Here is a 20,903-nt window from a genome sequence, read left to right as displayed (position 1 = left end):
CTTCGTGATTGAATGATTCTCAATTACATATCTGCACGCCTTCTGGCGTTAATAACAGATAGCTTTCTTTTTCAGGGCAATGATTTTATTGGCTTTACCTCTGCGCAAAGGCGAGGTTCGTTCACGAGACACAAAAATGATTCCATTAAATGTCCCTTTTTCGGCATTAAAAGGGCGTGCGCTTTTTTCACTGATTTTTTTCACCTCACCGGGATTAGTGGCCGCGGAAAATAGCGCCACTCAGACAAAAAAAACGACTGACGAAACGATGAGGGTCGTCGCCGACGGTTCACGGCAGAGCGCTACCAACGGTTATCAGCCGGTCAATACCTCGACCGCCACGCTGACCACCATGCCGATGCTGGATATTCCGCAGGTGGTCAACACCGTCAGCGAGCAGGTGCTCGAGGATCAGCATGCGACGAACCTCGACGAAGCGCTGTATAACGTCGCCAACGTGGTACAAACCAATACCCTCGGCGGAACCCAGGACGCCTTTAGCCGCCGCGGCTTCGGCGCCAACCGCGACGGCTCGATCATGACCAACGGCCTGCGCACCGTGCTGCCGCGCAGCTTTACCGCTGCCACCGAACGCGTTGAAGTGCTCAAAGGCCCGGCCTCAACGCTGTATGGCATTCTCGACCCCGGCGGATTAATCAACGTCGTCACCAAACGCCCGGAGCGCAGCTTCGGCGGCTCCGTCTCCGCCACCTCCACCAGCTTTGGCGGCGGTAGCGGGCAGTTCGACGTCACCGGCCCCATCGACGGGACGCCGCTGGCGTATCGGGTGATTGGCGAATATCAGCATGAAGATTACTGGCGTAATTTCGGCAAACAGAAGACCAGCTTTATCAACCCTTCCCTGACCTGGTTCGGCGAGCGGGCAACGGTGAACGTCTCCTATTCGCACCGTAACTACAGTACCCCATTCGATCGCGGCACCATCTTCGATCTGAACACCGGTCATGCGGTGAATGTCGATCGCAAAACGCGTTTTGATGAACCGTTTAATATTACCGACGGTTATTCCGACCTCGCGCAGCTGAATGCCGAATACCGGCTCAGCGACGCCTGGACCGCCCGCTTCGACTACAGCTACAGCCAGGATCATTACAACGACGATCAGGCCCGGGTAATGGCCTACGATTCGGCGACCGGCAACCTGACCCGCCGCGTCGACGCCACCCACGGTTCAACCCAGAAAATGCACGCTACGCGGGCGGATTTACAGGGTAACGTGGTCATTGGCGGCTTCTACAACGAGATCCTCACCGGCCTGGCTTACGAGAACTACGATCTGCTGCGTACCGATATGATCCGCTGTAAGAACGTCAAGGGATTTAATATCTATAACCCGGTCTATGGTACGCTCGACAAATGCTCCAGCGTTTCGGCATCCGATAGCGATCAGCGTACTCAGCAGGAGAGCTATGCGGGCTACGTCCAGGACGCGCTCTATCTTAGCGATAAGTGGATCGCCATTGCCGGGGTGCGCTATCAGTATTACACCCAGTACGCCGGGAAAGGCCGCCCGTTTAACGTCAATACCGACAGCAGCGACCAGAAATGGACGCCGAAAGCGGGCCTGGTGTATAAGCTGACGCCGTCCGTCTCGCTGTTTGGTAACGTGGCGCAGTCGTTTATGCCGCAGTCCTCCATCGCCAGCTATATCGGCAATCTGCCGCCGGAAGAGTCAACCTCTTACGAGCTGGGCGCGAAGTTCGAGCTCTTCAACGGCGTTACCGCCAATATCGCGCTGTTTGATATTGATAAGCGCAACGTCCTCTATACCGAATCGGTGGGCGATGAAACCGTAGCGAAAACCGCCGGTAAGGTGCGCTCCCGCGGCGTCGAAGTGGACGTGGCCGGATCGTTGACCGATAACCTGAGCGTCATCGCCAGCTACGGCTATACCGATGCGAAAGTCACCGACGATCCGGATTACAAGGGCAAACCGCTGCCGAACGTGCCGAAACACACCGGCTCTGTGTTCCTGAGCTACGACATTCATAACGTCTACGACAGCAATACCCTGACGGTGGGCGGCGGCGGTCGCGCGGTAAGCAAACGTTCCGGTACCAACGGCGCGGATTATTATCTGCAGGGCTATGCGGTGGCGGATGTGTTTGCGGCCTATAAGATGAAGCTGCAATATCCGGTGACGCTACAGGTTAACGTGAAGAATCTGTTTGATAAGACCTATTACACCTCCTCCATCGGCACCAACAACCTCGGTAACCAGATCGGCGACCCGCGGGAAGTGCAGTTTACGCTGAAGATGGATTTTTAAGCCTTATCCCTGTCCCGGATCGCGGCGCGCTGCGCCTTATCCGGGCTACAGCCCCCTCACTCCTTGTCATCCGGGCAAGAATCAGCGCGCTCCCTGTAGCCCGGGCAAGGCGCGGCCCTACCGCGCCGCCCCCGGGAATATCCCGGCGCTCCGTCAAACGCAGGCCGTCCAGCAGCCCCCGGTTAGCGCGTTGCTTTACCAATCCTCTTCCTGTCCCAGAATGCGCAAAATATCCTGCCGATGCTGCACCAGCAGCGGATTATCGCGATGGCGGGGAAACGCCAGCGGAAGCGCAAACTCGGCGATAATCCGCCCCGGACGCGGCGACATGACCAGCACCCGCTCGCAGAGCAGCAGCGCCTCTTCAATATCGTGGGTGACCAGCAGGCTGGTATAGCCCTGCTGCTGCCACAGGGCGATCAGCTCCCGCTGCATGCTGATGCGGGTAAGCGAATCCAGCTTGCCCAGCGGCTCATCGAGCAGCAGCAGGCGCGGTTCGTTCAGCAGCGCGCGCGCCAGCGCCGCACGCTGCGCCATGCCGCCGGAGAGCTGGCGCGGCCACGCCTCGCTAAACCCCTGCAGCCCGATGCGTGAAATCAGCGCGTCGGCCTTGGGCTCAAGCCCCTTTTTCCCCTGCGCCTGCGGCCCCAGCAGCACGTTTTGCCGCACCGTCAGCCACGGATAAAGGGTCGGATCCTGAAACACCAGTATCCGTTCGGGCCCCGGTCCGCCCATCGCCGCCTCATCAATCTGAATTTGCCCGGACTGCTGCGGCTCCAGTCCCGCCAGCAGCCGCAGCAGAGTGGATTTACCGCATCCCGAGGGGCCGAGCAGCGCGACGCTCTCTCCGGGCCGCAGCTGCAGGCTAATATTCTCCAGCACCGGCACCATCTGTTTGCCAAGGCTAAAAGCATGATGCAGGTGGCTTATCGACACCGCCGCTCCGGCCGATGCCGCCTGAGGTCTTGCGTTCGCGGTTACCATTGCATGCCTCCCCGCTGCCAGCTCAGCAGCCGGTCGCGGACCATAAACAGTCCGCTAATCAGGCCGGAGCAGAGCAGCGCCATCACCAGCAGCGCCGCGTACATATTGGGGTAGGCGGCCCAGCCCTGCGCCCACTGCAGATAAAAGCCAATACCCGATTTCACCCCGACCATTTCGGCGACGATCAGCACCGAAAACGATGCGCCCAGCCCCATAAACAGGCCGACAAAGACGTTGGGCAGCGCGGCGGGGATCGCCACGCGCAGGATCAGGAAGCGCTGGCTGGCGCCCAGGGTCCGCGCGACGTCATACCATGCCTTATCGATGCCGATCACTCCGGACCAGGTCAGCACGGTCACCGGGAACCAGGTGCTGAGCGCGATCAGGAACACGCTGGCGCCGAAGCTGGAAGGGAAAATAAACAGGCACAGCGGCAGCAGCGCGGTGGACGGCACCGGCCCCAGCAGACGCAACACCGGATGCACCCAGTAGCCGATCCGCTGGGACCAGCCGATCGCCAGCCCGCTGATAAAGCCGCAGCTGGTGCCCAGAAGCACCCCGAGCCCGAGCAGCCCCAGCGAATGCAGAAGGCTATCGAGCAGGCGCGGCCAGTCATCGTGCAGTACCTCAATCAGCGCCTGCGGCGGTGCGAAAAACGGCACCGGCAGAAAGGCCGTCTTTGCCGTCAGCCCCTCCCACAGCGCAAAGAGTACCGGCAGCAGCGCCAGCCACTTTCCGGCATGCTGCAGGCGAGCCCCGCGCTGCCGCCAGTAGCGGTAGCTCAGCGCCAGCAGCAAGAGCCCGCCGCCGAGGGTGAACTGCGCCAGCGCCCACCCTTCGCTAAACGGCCAGCGCCGCCCGGCATCGGGCCAGGCCAGCGTAAACAGGCCCCCCAGCAGCCATAGCGCGGCGGCAAGCAGTCCTTCCGTCCACAGCGGCCTGCCGCTTGTCGTACGCGCCAGCGCCCGTTCAGGCGAAAACGTTGACATAAATGCTCTCCGCAAACTGATGGGGATCGGTGCCCGGCTTAATGACCTGCACCCGCTGAAGATCCACGGCGTACTGGGTCAGCTCTTTGACAAACGCCTCGCCCACCGCGTGATGGCCGTGCCCCTGGCCGTGGAGAATGCCGCTGACCTCCGCCTCATTGGTATTCAGCGCATGGGCGAGGAAGGATTGCGCCACGCTTTCCGGATGCGCGGCGGCATAGCTGTGCGCCTCAAGAATCGCCTGAGTGAGCGCGGCGGCGGCCGGTTTATGATCGCGTGCCAGGCTACCGCTGACGCCCAGTACGCAGCAGCTCAGGTTGGCGTAATCGCCGGTCATATTGCTGGCGATAAGCTGATACTTGCCGGTTGCCAGCAGGCGATAGCTAAAGGGCTCGCTGCCGCTGATGGCGGCGATTTCGCGTTTATCCAGCGCCACGCTGAGCAGGTCCGGCGGATAGACTTTCCACTGCACATCGCTGATCGGGTCGATGCCGTGGCGCTTGAGCAAAATAGCGAAGAAGTTTTTATCCGGCCCGGCCATATCGGTGACGCCGATGGTTTGCCCTTTCAGGCTCTCCAGGCCGCCGAACGGCGAGTTTTTCGCCGTCAGCAGATTCAGGCAGCCGCCGTGGGTTCCGGCGGTGAGCTTCACGTCGAAGCCCTGCTCCAGCGCCTTCAGCCAGCGCAGCGCCATCCCGACGCCGGCGTCGGCCTTACCGGTGGCAATCGCCTCCAGCAGCACGTCCGTCGAGTTGCCGAAGTTAACGAACTCCACGTCGAGATTGTATTTACTGAAGATCTTCTGCTGCTCGGCGACGGCAACCGGCGCCAGGCACACCGCGCTTTTGTTGATCGCCAGCTTGATTTTATACGGCTGCGCCAGGCGCAGCGCCGGGTGTTCATCCCCGCTCGCCATGGCCGCCATATCGTGAGCCCAAAGCGGCAGGGATGCTCCCGCCAGCGCGAGACCGCCGGTCAAGCGTAAGAAACGACGGCGGGAAAAAGCGGCTTTCATCATGGCGCCACCTCCGCATGGGCCTGGGCGGCGGGCACGCTAAAGCCGTTATCAAAGGTCGGCGTCACGTCCAGCTTTGCGCGGATGAGTCCGTTGGCGAGGTAAAAATTCGCCGTCGACTGCTGCTGAGCGACCGTCTGCGCGTCCAGAGGCTGCCACTGCGACTGGCGATTGGCAAACTGCGCGCGGGCGATATCCGCCGGGAAACGAATAATCTCCCCCAGCGTTTTACCGTAGCTATCAAGGTTGGCGTAGGCCCAGCGCTCGGCGCCGGCCAGGCGGGTAAGGTAATCCTGCAGCGCCGCGCGTTTTTGCGGGTCTTTCAGGGCATCATCGGTTGCCGCCAGGAAGGTGTTGCCCGGCAGTAGCCCTTTACCGCTGACCAGAATCTTTCCTTCCGCGGTCTTCACCAGCTGCGTGGTATAGGGCTCCCAGGTCGCCCAGGCGTCCACCGAACCGTTGAGCAGCGCCACTTTGGCGTCCACCGGGCCGAGAAACACCCACTGCACCTCTTTCGGCGAAATTCCCGCCTGCTCCAGCGCTTTCAGCGCCACAAAGTGGCCAATCGATCCTTTACCGGTAGCGATGCGTTTGCCTTTTAAATCCGCGGCGCTCTTCAATGCGCTGTCGGGCGAGACCAGCACCGCGGTGCCGGCCGGGTTGCTTTTATCGACGGCGATGGCTTTGACCGGCGCGCCGTTAGCCAGCGCGAACAGTAGCGGCGCATCGCCGATAATCCCCGCATCCACCGCCTCGGCGTTAAGCGCTTCCGCCAGCGGCGCGGCGGCCGGAAACTCGGCCCATTTAATCTCGTAGGGGAGATCCCGCAGGGCGTTGGCGGCCTCCAGCTGCGAGCGCATGCCGCCCTTTTGATCGGCGATTCGCAGGGTGATTCGCTCCTGGGCCGCCGTATAGCCGCTCAGCGCCAGCAGCATCAGCGCCCCGGCTACACGGGTAAAATGAAGTTTGCGCATATGAATTATCCTTATTTTTGAAAAGCGTATTTGCCTGCCGCCAGCCACGCGCTGTCGTTCTGCGGGGTATGTACCCGCCCGCACAGGACGTTGCGATAGTGGCGTTCCAGAGGATTTTGCCGGCTCAGGCCATGGTTGCCGGTCAGCTCCAGCGCCAGGTTTACCGCCTGAATGGCGTTATCGGTAATGGTGACTTTCGCCAGATTGGCCTCAATGGCGGAAAAGCCCAGCTGCGCGGCCTTTTCCAGCAGGCTGCGGTTGACCAGCAGCCATCCGTCCATCTGGCCAACTTTTTCCTGCACCCGCGGCAAGCTGGAAAGCGGTTGCCCAAGGCTGCCCGGAATACGCGTACCCAGCCACGTCACCAGCCAGTCGCGGGCCGCGCGCGCCACGCTGTCGTAGATCGCCGCCAGCAGCGCCGTATGGCGATTGGCAAACAGACGAAACTGCTCGGCGTCCGGCGCGGGAGGCGCATCGGCCGCCCACACGTCCACCGCGTACTCATCGGCCACCCGCACATTGTTGAGCACCACTTCGTGGCTGCCGGTTGCCCGCATTCCGGCGTGATCCCAGCTTTTCACCACGCTGACGCCCTCGCTGTCGGCTGGAACCAGCCAGGTGCCGACCAGTGGACGAGCGTCGTCGCTGCGTCCCCAGACGGCCAGCCAGCTCAGCCCCTCAATGCCGGTGGTATAGATTTTGTGACCGTTAATTTGCCAGCCCCCGGTGCGGCGGGTCGCCACGGTTTGCGGCAGGCCGCCGCGCGCCGGTGAGCCGAGCTCCGGCTCCACCCGCAGGCTGTTGATCAGCCCGCCCCGCTCGACGGCATCGTGAAAAACCCGCTGACGCAGCGGCTCGGCCCAGCCAGCGTTTTCCGCCAGTCGCAGATGATGCAGATACTGCATGCAAACAATGAGTGCGGTCGCCGGTTCGCCCCAGGCGATGGCGGCGACCGCCTGCTGAAGTTCGGCTAAACCGGCCCCCGCTCCGCCGTACTGCTGCGGCACGGCGAGGCACAAAAAGCCGCGCTGGCGCAGATGCGCGATATTGTTGCGGGGAAAGTCGCCGCTGGCGTCAAGGCTGGCCGCCTGCTCCGCCATCAGCTGGCGGATCTCCGTCAGCCGCCGCGTCCAGTCATCGGTGGCTTGCCCGGTCACGATGCGCGCTCCGCGACGGCGCGCAGGGCGGCTTTTTCGCGGGTTATCGGCAGCAGGGCCTTACCGTACTCCTGAGCATCGTTGAGCGGATCGAACCCACGGATCAGGAAGTTGCGCACGCCGAGGTCGTAGTAGTCGAGCAGCGCGTCGGCGACCTGTTCCGGGGTGCCCACCAGCGCGGTGGAGTTATGGCCGCCGCCCACCAGCTGCGCGATCCCGGTCCACAGGCGTTTATCCACCACCTTGCCCTGCGCCGCCGTGGCCCGCAGACGCTGCGCCCCGACGCTGTCGGGCTTGGCTTTGAAACCGCCCCCGCTCTGCGCCGCCCGCTCGGTGGCGACGTGCAGGATATGCTCGGCTTTCTCCCAGGCCTCGGCTTCGCTGGCGGCGATAATCGGCCGGAACGAGACGCTAAAGCCGATTTCACGCTGATGTTTCGCCGCCTCGGCCCGCACGCGCTGGATGGTTTCCGCGGTTTGCGCCAGCGACTCCCCCCACAGGGCGAAAACGTTGGCATGTTTACCGGCCACGGCGATGGCCGCTTCCGAGGAACCGCCGAAGTAGAGGGGAATATGCGGCTTTTGCAGCGGGCGAATCGCCGACCACGCCTGTTCAGCCTGATAAAAATCGTTGGCGATATCCACCGGCTGTTCGGCGGTCCACACCTTGCGGACGGTCTCAAGGAAGGCATCGGTTCGCGCGTAGCGCTGGTCGTGATCGAGATAATCGCCGTCGCGGCGCTGCTCGGCGTCATTGCCGCCGCTGATGATATGTACCGCCAGGCGGCCGCCCAGCAGATGTTCAAGGGTGGCGAACTTACGCGCGGCGAGGGTCGGCGAGACAAAACCGGGACGATGAGCCAGCAGGAAGCCGATATGCTGCGTCGACAGCCCCGCCAGCGCGGTCACCAGAAAGCCGTCGGGTTGATCGGACCAGTGGCCCACCAGCAGGCGGTCAAACCCGGCAGCCTCGTGGGTTTGCGCGAAACGCACGATGTAATCACGGTCAAAAATCGGGCCGACCGGGGCGATGGTTTCCGACGACAGGCGGTGGCCGATCATGCCGAGAAACTGAATGCTCATGCAGAACTCCTTGTAGCAGGATAATGAGTGGACCGCCGCGGCGGCGCGTTTTCATTACCCTATACACGGGCTCTTAATGAACAAAATGCATTTTTGTCATATCTTAATATGCGAGATAAGCATTAATAAAAATTGTATTTAGGTTTCAGTCAGATACGTTTAGCTGCTGAACGACTTTGCCGGCGAAAAAAGTCAGCGGCTGGCTCAGATTAGCCAGATTCTGCGCGTGAACCAACCACAGATGCACCGCGGGCTGGAAGTCAGCGAGGGTCAGCACGGCGACGTCATCGCGCCACGGGCTGGCGGCCAGCGCGGCGCGCGGCACCAGGCCAAGCCCCAGCCCCTGCGCCACGAGGCTGATTTGCAGCTGGGCGCCCGCGGTCTCGACATTCAGCGCTAAGCGCAGCCCCTGGGACTGCAGCTCGCGGATCAGCCCCGCCCGCAGGCCGCAGCCGTCGGGATTGAGCACCCAGCCTTTTTCCGCGCAGTCGCGCAGCGCCCCGGCGTGCAGGCGCCAGCTTTTTGCCGCTATCACCACGATATCCAGCGGGCACAGCAGCCGTCCGCCGTAGCCTTCGGCAAAGCGTTGCTGCTCAGGCCCCATCGCCAGCACCCCGTCCAGCTCGACGCTCTCGAGGCGCTTTTGCAGCAGACCGCTCCAGCCGCAGGTTACCTGAGGTTGGAGGGCGGGAAACTGCTGGCGCAGCGCGGTCAGCGCCGGCTGCAGGGCTATTTCCGCCACGCTCTGCGGCACGCCGAGACGCAGAATACCGTGCGGCTCCGCTTCGGGGTCGAGCAGGCCGTACAGCTTTTTGGTCTCCCGCTTGATGCTCAAACACTGCTCGTAAACCCGGTGCCCGGCGGCGGTCAGGGTGAGCGGCCGGGTCTGACGCTCCAGCAGCGTCACGTCGAGGGTGTGTTCCAGACGCTGCAGACGACGGGTAATCGCCGATTGGGTAATACCAAGATATTCCGCGGCCTGGTTAAGCGAGGAAAACTGCACGGTGGCCAGCAGTGCGTCGATGTCGTCAATGCGCATAGCGTCCTTAATGTGATTTTTGCATATTAATATATGCGGAAATTGCATTTTAATTATATTAACGCCTTTGCTAGCGTAAAGACCAGTCCCGACAACAGGAAGCGACCATGACCGCACCGCGAGTGGAAAAATTACGCCAGTTTATTCAAGACCTTGATGCCCTGCATCGCGAGTTTGCCGACGAGACGGCCCTGCTCGACGCCGTAGCTCTGCGCCTGGCCGCGCTGGTGAAAAAAGATGACTGGCTGCCGGAAGAGTACACCCTGCCGCATCCCCATCACTATCAGCAGTACCTGCTGCATGTTGACTCCGGACAGCGTTTCTCTATCGTCAGCTTCGTCTGGGGACCGGGGCAATCGACGCCGATTCACGACCATCGGGTGTGGGGCGCCATCGGCATGCTGCGCGGCGCGGAGGAGAATCAGCGCTACCGCCTGGACGAGCGCGGCCTGCCGGTGGTTAGCGGCGTTGCCGAACGCCTCTCCCCCGGCGAAGTGGAAAAAGTCTCTTCCCGCGACGACGATATTCACCGGGTGAGCAACGCCCTGGCGGACCGGGTCTCGATCAGTATCCACGTTTACGGCGGCAATATCGGCGGCGTCAGGCGCGCGGTATATACCCCGGAAGGCCTCGTCAAACCTTTTGTCTCCGGTTACTCCAACCGCCACTTACCCAATATCTGGGATCTCTCAAAGGATAATTAATATGCCCACCTGTTCTTATCGTCCGGCCGCGCAGCTGCGCCAGGCGCTGCTTGACGGCGCGGAGCTGGCGCTGATCGATGTTCGCGAAGAGGCCGACTTTGCCCGCAGCCATCCGCTGTTTGCCGCCAATCTGCCGCTCAGCAAGCTGGAGCTGGACATTTTTCGGCGCGTACCGCGCCTGACGACGCCGATTACCGTCTATGACGGCGGCGAAGGCCTGGCGGAGCGGGCCGTTGAACGCCTGCAGAGCTGGGGCTACGAAGATGTCGCCCTGCTGGAAGGCGGCCTGTCGGGCTGGCAGCGCAGCGGCGGGGAACTGTTTCAGGACGTCAATTCGCCGAGCAAAGCGTTCGGCGAGCTGGTGGAGAGCGAGCGGCATACCCCTTCGCTGAGCGCCGGGGAAGTGAAAGCGCTGCTCGATAGCTCACAGGAGGTGGTGGTGGTCGATGCGCGCCGTTTCGATGAGTATCAAACCATGAATATTCCCGGCAGCATCAGCGTGCCCGGCGGGGAGTTGGCGCTGCGCATTGAGGGGCTGGTTCCATCATCGCAGGCGACGGTGATCGTCAACTGCGCCGGGCGCACGCGCAGCATTATCGGCACGCAGTCGCTGCGCAATGCCGGTTTGCCCAATCCGGTCTATGCGCTACGCAATGGCACCATCGGCTGGACCTTAGCCGGGTTTGACCTTGAGCGCGGCCAGCAGCGGCGCTATGACGCCGATTTTCGCGCCCCAGCCGAACGCGCGGCGACGGTGAGACAGGTAGCGGAGCGCGCCGGAGTCGCCTTTATCGATAGCCCCACCCTCCAGCGCTGGCTGCGGCAGCCCGCACGCACCACCTATCTGTTCGACGTCCGGAGTCCGGAAGAGTACGCCGCGGGCCATCTGCCACAGAGCGTCAGCGCGCCCGGCGGGCAGCTGGTGCAGGAGACCGACCATTTCGCCAGCGTGCGCGGGGCGCGTATTGTGCTGGTTGCCGATGACGAGATTCGCGCGCCGATAACGGCGTCCTGGCTGGCGCAGATGGGCTGGGAGGTGGCGGTCTTGCGCGATGCGCGCGCGGAAGATTTTAGCGAGCGCGGAACCCCAGCGGGCCGCGTACCGCCGGGTTCGCAGGTGGAGGAGATCTCTGCGCCGCAGCTGGCGCAACAGCTGCGAGAACCGGGGACCGTAGTGCTAGATTTCACCACCAGCGCCAACTATGTCGCCCGGCACATTCCCGGCGCTTACTGGCTAATACGTTCGCAGCTGCGCCAGGCGCTGGAGGTTATCCCTTCAGCCGAACGTTACGTTGTCACCTGCGGCAGCAGCCTGCTGGCCCGCTACGCGGCGCCTGAGGTGGCGGCGTTAACCGGTAAACCGGTGCGGCTGCTGAGCGGCGGCACCCTGGCGTGGATTGACGCCGGGCTGGCGCTGGAGCACGGCGAGACGCATCTGGCGACGCCGCGCAGCGATCGCTATCAACGCCCGTATGAAGGCACCGATAACTCCCCCGCGGCAATGCAGGCCTACCTCGACTGGGAGTTCGGCCTGGTTGAACAGCTCAAGCGCGATGACACGCACGGGTTTACGGTGTTGTAAATTCCCCCGCTCGCGCTGCGCTTAGCGGGGCTACGAGTCCACCGACATCTGCGATCCGGTCGCCTGGGCAGGTACACAGCATCGCCACCGGGAAATACCCTCACTCCCGGGGGCGGCGCAAAGCGCCTACCCGGGCTACAAGCCCACCGCCATCTACGATCCGCTAGCCCGGGCAAGTTGCGGCGTTATCGCTGACCGCCAGGTTTCCGGGGCGGTATCAATAATGCCCCAGCGCTCTTGACGCTTATCGCCGTCCATTACCTTTGCCGTTGGCGCAAAAACCGTATTCCGTTAGCGGGAGACCGAACCGCGATGGTCGCCCGCACGTAGTTTGAGACCCGCCGGGAACGCTTGCAGCGGATGCTGTTCCACTTTGCTTGTCTGATAGTAGGTTTCGCCTGTCCAGCCGGCAGCTTCAGCGACGGAGCCCAGTAGGCGGAGCTATCGGCTTTGTTATCGCAGGTGGTTTCCGGGAGGTCTGATAGCCAACGACCGCCGATGTTACACATCATCAAACATCATTTCGTCTCATCAGGCTCGCGCATGATCCATGAATACTGAAATGACTTCGGCGCCGGAAAATGCGTACGCCGGCGAAACGACCCCAGCAGTTGGGGCGTACAGTAGGTACAGCTCCCCAGCCACTCCATATTTTCATCCGGCACGCCCGCCCCGCGCAGCAGGAGACGCGCAAAGGCCCGCAGATCGAACCAAAAATTGTCGTCACCGCTCGCTTTCGCCTGTTGTCCCACGGACGCCGCCTGCTGGGGCAGGAAAAGCTGTTGCCGATGGCGTTTCGCCAGTTCGCCGGCGGGCATCGCCAGCAGCGCCGGGTAGAAGTCGCCAGTGACTTCATAGCAGCAGGCATGAATATGCGGCCCGCTCACCACCACCAGATCTTGCGGGTCGACGTGATAACGCTGAAACAGCGCAAGGCTATTTTCGATAATCCCGCTGGCCGCGCCGCGCCAGCCTGCGTGCACGCTGCAGACATAGCGCCCGTCGCGCGACGCCATCAGCAGCGGCAGGCAGTCGGCGGTCACCACGCCCACCTTCTGCCCGCTGACGGCGGTAAACATCGCATCGGCGTGGGGTCGCTCCACCTGCGGCGCGCGATTCTCATGCACGATATTGCCGTGAACCAGTTTAACCGGCGCCATTTCGCTATAGGGAAAGGCGGCGGTTTCATGCACGTCGAGGAAGGCGTAGCGGATGCCGGGGATATCGCTTAATAAACGGGAGGTAAAAGACATGATGCCCGGAAGAATCAGTGGATGATGATTTAACGTATGCCAAAGTGGAGAGATGCGCAAGGCGGCTCCCCGGCTCGCGCTACGCTTAGCCGGGCTACAAGCAACAAGCTTCTGCGGGCCGGTAGCCCGGGCAAGGCGCGGGTTTACCGCGCCGCCCCCGGGAATAAACGAAAATGCTCAGGCCAGCGCGGCGCGCTTTTGGCGGTTCATCAGCCAGAACACCGCTACGCCTGCCAGCAAAATGCCGGGCGCGGAAGCTGCCATCACGCCAACCGTGCCGGTGCCCAACGCCAGCATTTTGCCCGCCAGCAGCGGGCCGCTCATCGCGCCGAGACGACCGATCGCCACCGCCGTCCCCACGCCGGTGGCGCGAATTTCGGTGCGATAGAACAGCGGAGCCAGCGCGTAAAGCACGCTCTGCCCGCCGGTGGCAAACAGCCCGGCGACGAAGCCGGAAAAGAGCATCGCGGCGAGCGAGGTCGCGGTGCCCAGCGCCAGCAGCGACGCCAGCATACCGCTGTAGATCAGCAGCGACATCCATAGCGGGCTGAGCTTATCCATCAGCGCCCCCAGCAGCAGCGTGCCGCAGGCGGCGCCAAACTGCAGGACAAACATCACCCCCGCCGCCTCGCTGGCGCTGAATCCCTGGCCGACTAACAGCATCGGCAGCCAGTTGATCAGCATATAGACCACCAGCAGCGTGAAGAAGTAGCACAGCCACAGCAGCAGCGTGGCGGTAGCGTTGCCCGGCGCGAGAAGCGCGCGTAGCGGCACGCCCTGCGCGCTGCGCTGAAAAACCGGCGATTCAGGCAGCCAGCGCAGCAGCAACGGCACCAGCAGCAGCGGAACGATACCGCCGACCCAGAATACCGTTTGCCAGGCGGCGGCGAGGCCGAAAAAGCCCAGCGCCGCCGCCAGCGCCGCGCCAATGGGCACGCCGCAGTACATCAGGCTGACCGCCCTGCCGCGAAAGCGTGGACCAGCGGCCTCGGAGGTGAGCGCAATCAGATTCGGCAGCGCCGCGCCCAGCCCGACGCCGGTCAGCAGTCGCGCCAGCAGCAGCGTCGGATAGTTCCACGCCAGCGCGGTGGCGATCGAGAACAGGCCGAAGAGCAGCACCGAGCCCAGCAGAATACGCTTGCGGCCGTAGCGATCCGCCAGCATGCCGCCCGCCAGCGCGCCGGGCAGCAGGCCGAGGATCCCGGCGCTGAAAATCCAGCCCATCTGCATTTTATCCAGCGCGAACGCCTGCGCCATGCCCACGGCGGCAATCCCCGCCGCCTGCAGATCCAGCCCTTCCATCAGGGCCACCATAAAACAGAGCCCGACGGTTACCATCTGGCGCGAATTGCTTGCAGTCGTTGTTTGGGTCATAGGGTACCTTTGCGATATCCGGACAAGCGGAGCAGGTGCATGGCGGCTGATACGTTGCCAGCCGCGCGTTGCTTTTATTTTTTACGCTTAAGCAGATCCAGCGCGACGTCGACGATCATATCTTCCTGACCGCCCACCATCCGCCGCTTGCCGAGTTCGACGAGAATATCCACCGCGCTCAGGCCGTAGCGCCCGGCGGCCGCTTCGCTGTGGCGCAGAAAGCTGGAGTAAACCCCGGCGTAGCCCAGCGCCAGGGTTTCGCGGTCAACCCGCACCGGGCGATCCTGCAGCGGGCGCACCAGCTCATCGGCGGCGTTCATCAGCGCATACAGATCGGTACCGTGATTCCAGCCGAGCTTGTCGGCGGCGGCGATAAACACCTCCAGCGGCGCGTTGCCCGCCCCGGCCCCCATTCCCGCCAGGCTGGCGTCGATACGGTCGCAGCCCTCTTCCACCGCGGCGATCGAGTTGGCGACGCCGAGGCTCAAATTATGGTGCGCGTGCATCCCGGTGGCGGTTTCCGGCTTCAGCACCGCCTTGAGGGCGCGAAAGCGATCGCGGATATCGCGCATATTCATCGCCCCCCCGGAATCGACCACGTAGATACAGGTCGCGCCGTAGGACTCCATCTTCAGCGCCTGCTGCGCCAGCTGCTCCGGGGCGGTCATATGGCTCATCATCAGAAAGCCGACGGTGTCCATGCCCAGCTCGCGGGCGAAGGCGATATGCTGCGCCGAGACATCCGCCTCGGTGCAGTGGGTCGCCACCCGCACCACCCGCGCCCCGGCCTGATAGGCGTTTTTCAGATCGTGCAGCGTGCCAATGCCGGGCAACAATAAGGTGGCGATTTTCGCCTGGCTGACCGACTCCGCCGCCGCTTCAATCCACTCCAGGTCGCTGTGCGCGCCGAAGCCGTAGTTAAAGCTGGAGCCCTGCAGCCCGTCGCCGTGGGCCACTTCTATCGAATCAACGCCCGCGCTGTCCAGCGCGCGGGCAATCTGGCGCACATTGTCGAGCGAGTACTGATGGCGAATCGCGTGCATTCCGTCGCGTAGGGTCACGTCCGAGATATAGAGTTTTTTACCGTTCATGCTGCCTCTCCCGCCGCGTCGTTCATCGCCTGGGCCATTTTCTCCGCCGTCGCCAGCGCCGCCGACGTCATAATATCGAGGTTGCCCGCGTAGGCTGGCAGATAGTGCGCCGCCCCTTCGACCTCAAGGTAAACCGCCGTTTTCAGGCCGGAGAAGCGGCCGACGCCCGGCAGGTTTACCGGTTTATCTTCCGGGATCACCTCAAACTGCACCTGCTGCTTCAGGCGATACCCCGGCACATAAGCCTGCACCGCCGCCGCCATCTCGGCGATCGAAGCGGCAATGTCCTGCTGTGATGCCGCTTCGCTCAGAACATAAACGGTATCGCGCATCATCAGCGGCGGTTCCGCCGGGTTCAACACGATAATCGCTTTGCCTTTCGCCGCCCCGCCGACTTTCTCGATGGCCTGCGAGGTGGTCTCGGTGAACTCATCTATATTGGCGCGCGTCCCCGGCCCGGCGGATTTGCTGGCAATCGAGGCGATGATCTCCGCATAGTGCACTTTTGCCACCCGGGAGACCGCCGCCACCATCGGGATCGTCGCCTGGCCGCCGCAGGTGACCATATTGACGTTACCCTCCGCAAGGTTAGCCTCGAGGTTGACCACCGGCACACAGTACGGGCCGATGGCCGCCGGGGTCAGGTCGATCACCCGGATCCCCGGTTTAGCTTCGCGCAGCGCGGCGTCGTTTTTCACATGCGCCCCGGCGCTGGTGGCATCAAAAACAAAATCGATATCGGCGAATTCGGCCATCTGCATCAGGCCGCCCACCCCCTGGTGCGTGGTGGCGACGCCCATGCGCCGGGCGCGGGCCAGGCCGTCGGATTCCGGGTCGATGCCGACCATTACCGCCATTTCCAGATGCTGCCCGTGGCGCAGAATTTTGATCATTAAATCGGTGCCGATATTACCGGAGCCGATAATGGCGACTTTACGTTTACTCATCACTCTCTTCCTCTTTGGCGACAAAGGTCGCCGCCACTGAACCTAAACCGTCGATATGGGCGGCAAAGCGATCGCCGGCGTTAATCGCCACCATCGGGCCTAATGCCCCGGTGAGCACGATATCGCCCGCCCGCAGCGGCTCGCCGAGGCTGGCCATTTTGCGCGCCAGCCACACCGCCGCGTTCAGCGGATGACCGAGACATTCGCTGCCCCGCCCGCTGGAGACCTCTTCCTCGTTACGGGTCATGCGCATCGCGCAGTTTTTCAGGTCCAGCCCGTCCGGGCGCCGCGCCGGGCTGCCCAGCACGTAAACGCCGCAGGAGGCGTTATCGGCGACCGTATCGACGAAGCCAATCGACCAGTCGCGAATACGGCTGCCGACCACTTCCAGCGCCGGCAGTACCCAGTCGATGGCGGCGTACAGCTCATCAAAGGTGGTATCGGCATGCGGCAGATCGCGCTTCAGCAGCAGGGCGATTTCGGCCTCCACCTTCGGCTGCAGCACCCGGGAGAACGGGACCTCGGCGTTATCGCCGTAGCACATATCGGCAAACAGGGTGCCGAAGTCCGGCTGATCAACGCCCAACTGCTGCTGCACTTTCGGGTGGGTCAGTCCCACCTTGCGCCCCACCACCCGGCGGCCGTTCGCCACGTGGTGCTGCACGTTCATCCGCTGGATGACGTAGGCCGCTTCCGCATTGTCAACGCCGAGCGTATCGCGCAGCGGTTCAATGGCCTGGCCGCGCGTTTCGGCATCGCGCAGCCGCTGCGCCAGTTGTTCAAGAGATAAAGTTGTCATCAGGATTCCTCAGGGACGCCCCAGAAAATCGAGCACCAGCTGGTTAAAGCTCTCCGCGTGCTCCCACTGGGCCCAGTGGCCGCAGTCGCGATAGATATGCAGCTCGGAACCGTTAATGCCCGCCAGCAGGCGCAGCCCGGCGTCCATCGGTACAAAGCGATCGTTACGCCCCCAGACGATCAGGGTCTGCGCGCGGATTTCGCCGAGACGCGGGCTAAAATCCGGGAACTGCTTCGGGTTGGCTTCCAGGCTTTTGACGAAGTTATCCAGATGCTCCCGGCGCGACAGCATATTGTTGAGGCGCGCTGCAAACAGCGCGTCGGTCAAATCGCGGGTATCGAAGACAAAGATATTCATCATCTTTTTCAGGTTTTCGATGGTCGGCTCACGGTACAGGCCGTTCAGCAGCTTGATGCCTTCCGTCGGCATCGGCGTAAATAGGCTCATGCCGCCGGTTCCGCCGCCCATCAGCACCAGTTTGCCGACGCGCTCCGGCCAGGTCAGGGTGAAAGCCACCGCGCTGTGGCCGCCCATCGAGTTGCCCAGCAGATGTACTTTGCTGATATCCAGCTGGTCGACGACGCTTTTCAGCACCCGGGCATTCAGGTCGGAACGCGAGCCGCTATTGACGATTGAATCGCTTTTTCCCCAGCCGGGGCAGTCCAGCAAAATGACCCGGTAGCCCGCCTCCACCAGCGGGTCGATATTGCGGCTAAAGTTGGCCCAGCCGGTGGCGCCAGGACCTGAACCGTGCAGCAGGACCACGGTTTCATCCCCCTGCCCGCAGTCGTTAAAATGGATGCGTAATGTCTCTCCGTTCTCCTCAACGTTGAGGAAACGGCTGGTGGCGGCTTCGGTTTGCGGTTGGTAGCTCATCATCTTCTCCCGTTAATTCAGTTCTGCGCGGCGGCGCTCAGCGAGCCAAACCCGGCAATCCACTCGGGGATTGGTCGGTAATAGCGGCCTTCGCAGCGCCAGCGGCCAAATGCGGATAGCGCGGCAAATGCGGCCACCCAGGTTTTAATTTCGTGCGTTGATTTCCCGGCCATCGCCGACAGCTCTTCGTTACTGATGGCGTCCAGCTCCGTCAGCCGCCCCTGCTCCAGCAGGCTCATAAAGCGGTTATCCCAGACCGGGTTGAGCGGATAGAGCGAGTGCTGGTCCTCGATAAACCGTTTCGCCGCGCTAATCACCCGCTGCTGGCGCAGTTCACGCTCGTCCGGCGGCAGCTGCCTGCCGCTGCCCAGCAGCCGGTCGCGCATAGGGGCATCGGCCTTCGCCAGCTCCGGTACCGGCGGCTGATGCGACAGGCCGCCGGAGCCGAGAATTAATACCCGCTTATTGAGGGTGGTCAGAAAGCGGCCGATGGCTTCGCCCAGCATGCGGGTGCGCTGAAAGCCCGGCAGCGGCGTGGCGACGCCGTTGATAAACACCGGCAGAACCGGCAGCCTGTCGAGCCCGCCGAGCAGGAACTCCAGCGGCTGCGCAAAGCCGTGGTCCACCTGCATGCAGTAGGAAACCGCCAGATCGATACCGTCCTTGATCACCGCGTGGGCGCAGGCCTCCGCCAGCGCCGTCGGCACCGGCAAAACGCCGCTGGCGCTGCTGAAGTCGCCGATAGAGGTCGCCCCGATGCCTAAACAAAACGGCGGCATCACATCGTAGAAAAAGCCGTTGTAGTGATCGGGTGCAAACAGCACCACCAGCTCCGGGTCGAAGGCGGCAATGCGCGCCCGCGCGTCGGCGATGGTGGCGTTCACTTCGTCCAGCACCGCCTGTTCCGGGTCAACGTAGCCCACCAGCGGGGTATGCGAGAGGCAATGAAGATACGCGTTCATATCAGGCCACCTGTTCAATCGTCGTTGCCGCCTGCGCGGAGACCGCCAGCCGCATCTTGCTTGCCAGCGCGTCGAGCTTTTTGCTCAGGGTTTGCGGGATGGCCACGGTGGCGACAAAGCGGTCCGGACGCACCACGGCGATGGCGGTATCGTGCTGCGCGAACCAGCTTTTCAGGCGGTTTTGCGTATCGCCAAGGCGGATGACGCCGGGTACGTTGTCCTGATCGCAATGAATCTGCACCTCCGGCACCACCTGGATAAACCGCACGCCGACGGCGCGCCAGCGGGCTATCTGCTCGTCGTTAAGCCCCCATAGCGGGTTGCAGCCCCAGGCGATGATGGCAAAGTTCGCGCCAATCACCTCATCCAGCAGCGTCACCTGACCGTCCTCCAGCGTGACCTTCGGCTGGATAAACATTTTGCCTACCGGGGACGTTTTGCCTTCGCCTTCCACCAGCAGCGCGCCTTCGCGATACTGCGGCATCGGCTTGAAGCGCATTTCAAGGAAGTAGCGTTTGACCGGCGGCAGATAGTTGAGCAGCCACGAAATGCCGTCGCGCACCGCGCCGTGCCAGCGTTTCGGCGGCGCCAGAACGTTGCCGGCGGTCACCGACAGGTCGATCATCGCTTTGGCGTGATCGCGCCGCTCCTGCTGGTAGCTGTCGAGCAGCGCTTCGCCAGCTTTGCCGTTCACCACCAGCGCCAGCTTCCACGCCAGGTTAAAGGCGTCGCGCATGCCGCTGTTATAGCCCTGCCCCTGCCAGACCGGCATGATGTGCGCGGCGTCGCCCGCCAGCAGCACGCGATCGACGCGAAAGCGTTCGGCGATACGCGCGTTATGGGTGTAGACGCGCTGGCGGATCGGTTCGACGTTGTCCGGGTCCGGCAGCACCTTGCTCAGCAGCTGGCGCATGTTGTGCGGCTCGCTGAGCTGGGCCTCGGTTTCGCCGGGCATCACCATAAATTCAAAGCGCCGTACCCCGTGCGGCAGCGCGGCTGACACGTACGGGCGCACCGGATCGCAGCACAGATAGACGTGCGGCGTCGCCAGCGGGTCGTTGGCGATATCGATAACAATCCACTGATTCGGCGCGGTTTTCCCTTCGAAGGGGATATTGAGCGTGCGGCGAATCAGGCTCGCTCCACCGTCGCAGGCCACCAGCCAGTCGGCGCGTACGGTTTCATGTTCGCCAGCGCTGCCTTTGAGATTTAACGTGACGTTGTCACCATTCTGGCTAAAAGCCTCCACTTCACGGGAAAACAGGCAACGCACGTTGGGGAAGCGGCTCAGGCCTGCGTACAGCACCCCATCAACCTGCGGCTGAATAAACGCGTTACGCCGCGACCAGCCAAACTCGTCGGTCATCGGTTGAATATCGGCAAAGCAGCGCCCTTTCGGCGTCATGAAGCGCATCGCGTGCCACGGCGTGGTATGCGGCAGCACCTTGTCCACCAGCCCCACCGCCTGCATTGCCCGCAGCGACTCATCGTCAATACCGATGGCGCGGGGATAGTCGATCAGCGACTCGAGCTTCTCAATCAGCAGGACGCTCACGCCCATTTGCCCGAGGTAGTTGGCGATCGCCAGGCCCACCGGACCGGCGCCGACAATCGCAACCTGGGCGGTGTGCTGTACGGCCGGTTGAATATCAGGATTAGATGTTGTCATTTTCAAAACCTCACGCTTCGGACGCATTACCAACATTGCAGAAAAATCAACGCGGTAATTTGTTAACTAAATGTGAATTTATTTTTATAGTGAGGTCAGTATAGGGGCGGTGATTT

17 protein-coding genes and 2 pseudogenes are annotated in these 20,903 nt (G+C 62.6%); 3 read left to right on the top strand and 16 right to left on the bottom strand.

Translation table 11 applies throughout. From position 1 onward, the window contains the following. Window positions 1–268: 268 nt before the first annotated feature. A complete protein-coding gene (locus tag ACE3MN_RS11195) occupies window positions 269–2,290 on the top strand; it encodes a TonB-dependent siderophore receptor (protein WP_171820841.1) in 2,022 nt (673 codons plus the stop codon). A 195-nt stretch (window positions 2,291–2,485) separates the two neighbouring features. Here the strand turns inward: ACE3MN_RS11195 and ACE3MN_RS11190 are convergent, their stop codons facing one another. From ACE3MN_RS11190 to ACE3MN_RS11160, 7 genes and pseudogenes are all read right to left on the bottom strand, one after another. Further along, complete coding sequence (locus tag ACE3MN_RS11190) at window positions 2,486–3,274, bottom strand: ABC transporter ATP-binding protein (protein WP_004139963.1); 789 nt, start codon at window positions 3,272–3,274, stop codon at window positions 2,486–2,488. Then, entirely contained in the window at window positions 3,268–4,263 is a 996-nt protein-coding gene (locus ACE3MN_RS11185) for an ABC transporter permease (protein ID WP_024357917.1), read from the bottom strand. Before ACE3MN_RS11185 ends, ACE3MN_RS11190 begins: the two co-directional genes overlap by 7 nt. Next, window positions 4,244–5,281 carry an ABC transporter substrate-binding protein gene (locus ACE3MN_RS11180; RefSeq protein WP_024357916.1) on the bottom strand — a complete coding sequence of 346 codons (1,038 nt, stop codon included), beginning with the start codon at window positions 5,279–5,281 and terminating at the stop codon, window positions 4,244–4,246. Before ACE3MN_RS11180 ends, ACE3MN_RS11185 begins: the two co-directional genes overlap by 20 nt. Further along, window positions 5,278–6,252 carry an ABC transporter substrate-binding protein gene (locus ACE3MN_RS11175; RefSeq protein WP_024357915.1) on the bottom strand — a complete coding sequence of 325 codons (975 nt, stop codon included), beginning with the start codon at window positions 6,250–6,252 and terminating at the stop codon, window positions 5,278–5,280. The genes ACE3MN_RS11180 and ACE3MN_RS11175 overlap by 4 nt, the downstream gene beginning before the upstream one ends. Before the next feature lie 11 nt (window positions 6,253–6,263). Continuing rightward, window positions 6,264–7,352, bottom strand: a complete 1,089-nt coding sequence (locus ACE3MN_RS11170; RefSeq protein ID WP_050498334.1) for an acyl-CoA dehydrogenase family protein — start codon at window positions 7,350–7,352, stop codon at window positions 6,264–6,266. Between the two features lie 34 nt (window positions 7,353–7,386). Next, window positions 7,387–8,491 (bottom strand): annotated as a pseudogene (locus tag ACE3MN_RS11165) (LLM class flavin-dependent oxidoreductase). 145 nt (window positions 8,492–8,636) lie between these two features. Further along, on the bottom strand, window positions 8,637–9,530 hold the full coding sequence (locus ACE3MN_RS11160; protein ID WP_004139949.1) for a LysR family transcriptional regulator: 894 nt from the start codon (window positions 9,528–9,530) through the stop codon (window positions 8,637–8,639). Between the two features lie 107 nt (window positions 9,531–9,637). On the opposite strand from ACE3MN_RS11160, the gene ACE3MN_RS11155 reads away from it, so the two are divergent. Continuing rightward, on the top strand, window positions 9,638–10,234 hold the full coding sequence (locus ACE3MN_RS11155; protein ID WP_024357913.1) for a cysteine dioxygenase: 597 nt from the start codon (window positions 9,638–9,640) through the stop codon (window positions 10,232–10,234). A gap of 1 nt (window position 10,235) precedes the next feature. Continuing rightward, entirely contained in the window at window positions 10,236–11,816 is a 1,581-nt protein-coding gene (locus ACE3MN_RS11150; protein WP_160183511.1) for a rhodanese homology domain-containing protein, read from the top strand. A 259-nt stretch (window positions 11,817–12,075) separates the two neighbouring features. Here ACE3MN_RS11150 and ACE3MN_RS11145 read toward each other — a convergent pair. The 9 genes and pseudogenes from ACE3MN_RS11145 to ACE3MN_RS11105 all read right to left on the bottom strand — a co-directional run. Next, window positions 12,076–12,328 (bottom strand): annotated as a pseudogene (locus ACE3MN_RS11145) (DUF1996 domain-containing protein); the annotation flags it as partial. A 6-nt stretch (window positions 12,329–12,334) separates the two neighbouring features. After that, window positions 12,335–13,069, bottom strand: a complete 735-nt coding sequence (locus ACE3MN_RS11140; protein WP_375364364.1) for a polyphenol oxidase family protein — start codon at window positions 13,067–13,069, stop codon at window positions 12,335–12,337. A gap of 177 nt (window positions 13,070–13,246) precedes the next feature. Continuing rightward, window positions 13,247–14,443 (bottom strand): 3-(3-hydroxy-phenyl)propionate transporter MhpT, encoded by a 1,197-nt coding sequence (mhpT, locus tag ACE3MN_RS11135; protein WP_160183510.1) that lies wholly within the window; start codon window positions 14,441–14,443, stop codon window positions 13,247–13,249. A 74-nt stretch (window positions 14,444–14,517) separates the two neighbouring features. Continuing rightward, complete coding sequence (mhpE, locus tag ACE3MN_RS11130; protein ID WP_024357910.1) at window positions 14,518–15,534, bottom strand: 4-hydroxy-2-oxovalerate aldolase; 1,017 nt, start codon at window positions 15,532–15,534, stop codon at window positions 14,518–14,520. Next, entirely contained in the window at window positions 15,531–16,481 is a 951-nt protein-coding gene (mhpF, locus tag ACE3MN_RS11125; RefSeq protein ID WP_049088727.1) for an acetaldehyde dehydrogenase, read from the bottom strand. The genes mhpE and mhpF overlap by 4 nt, the downstream gene beginning before the upstream one ends. After that, entirely contained in the window at window positions 16,474–17,280 is an 807-nt protein-coding gene (gene mhpD, locus ACE3MN_RS11120) for a 2-keto-4-pentenoate hydratase (protein WP_102649707.1), read from the bottom strand. The genes mhpF and mhpD overlap by 8 nt, the downstream gene beginning before the upstream one ends. Window positions 17,281–17,289: 9 nt before the next feature. Next, window positions 17,290–18,156 (bottom strand): 2-hydroxy-6-oxonona-2,4-dienedioate hydrolase, encoded by an 867-nt coding sequence (gene mhpC, locus ACE3MN_RS11115; protein WP_064342823.1) that lies wholly within the window; start codon window positions 18,154–18,156, stop codon window positions 17,290–17,292. A gap of 17 nt (window positions 18,157–18,173) precedes the next feature. Beyond that, window positions 18,174–19,118 carry a 2,3-dihydroxyphenylpropionate/2,3-dihydroxicinnamic acid 1,2-dioxygenase gene (mhpB, locus tag ACE3MN_RS11110; protein WP_102649708.1) on the bottom strand — a complete coding sequence of 315 codons (945 nt, stop codon included), beginning with the start codon at window positions 19,116–19,118 and terminating at the stop codon, window positions 18,174–18,176. A gap of 1 nt (window position 19,119) precedes the next feature. Beyond that, window positions 19,120–20,787, bottom strand: a complete 1,668-nt coding sequence (locus tag ACE3MN_RS11105) for a bifunctional 3-(3-hydroxy-phenyl)propionate/3-hydroxycinnamic acid hydroxylase (protein ID WP_049099399.1) — start codon at window positions 20,785–20,787, stop codon at window positions 19,120–19,122. Window positions 20,788–20,903: the final 116 nt, after the last annotated feature.

It is taken from the genome of Klebsiella grimontii (assembly GCF_042137965.1).
Lineage (GTDB): Bacteria > Pseudomonadota > Gammaproteobacteria > Enterobacterales > Enterobacteriaceae > Klebsiella > Klebsiella grimontii.
The sequence above is the reverse complement of the archived record's forward strand: the minus strand, read 5'-3'. Positions and strand labels throughout refer to the sequence as shown.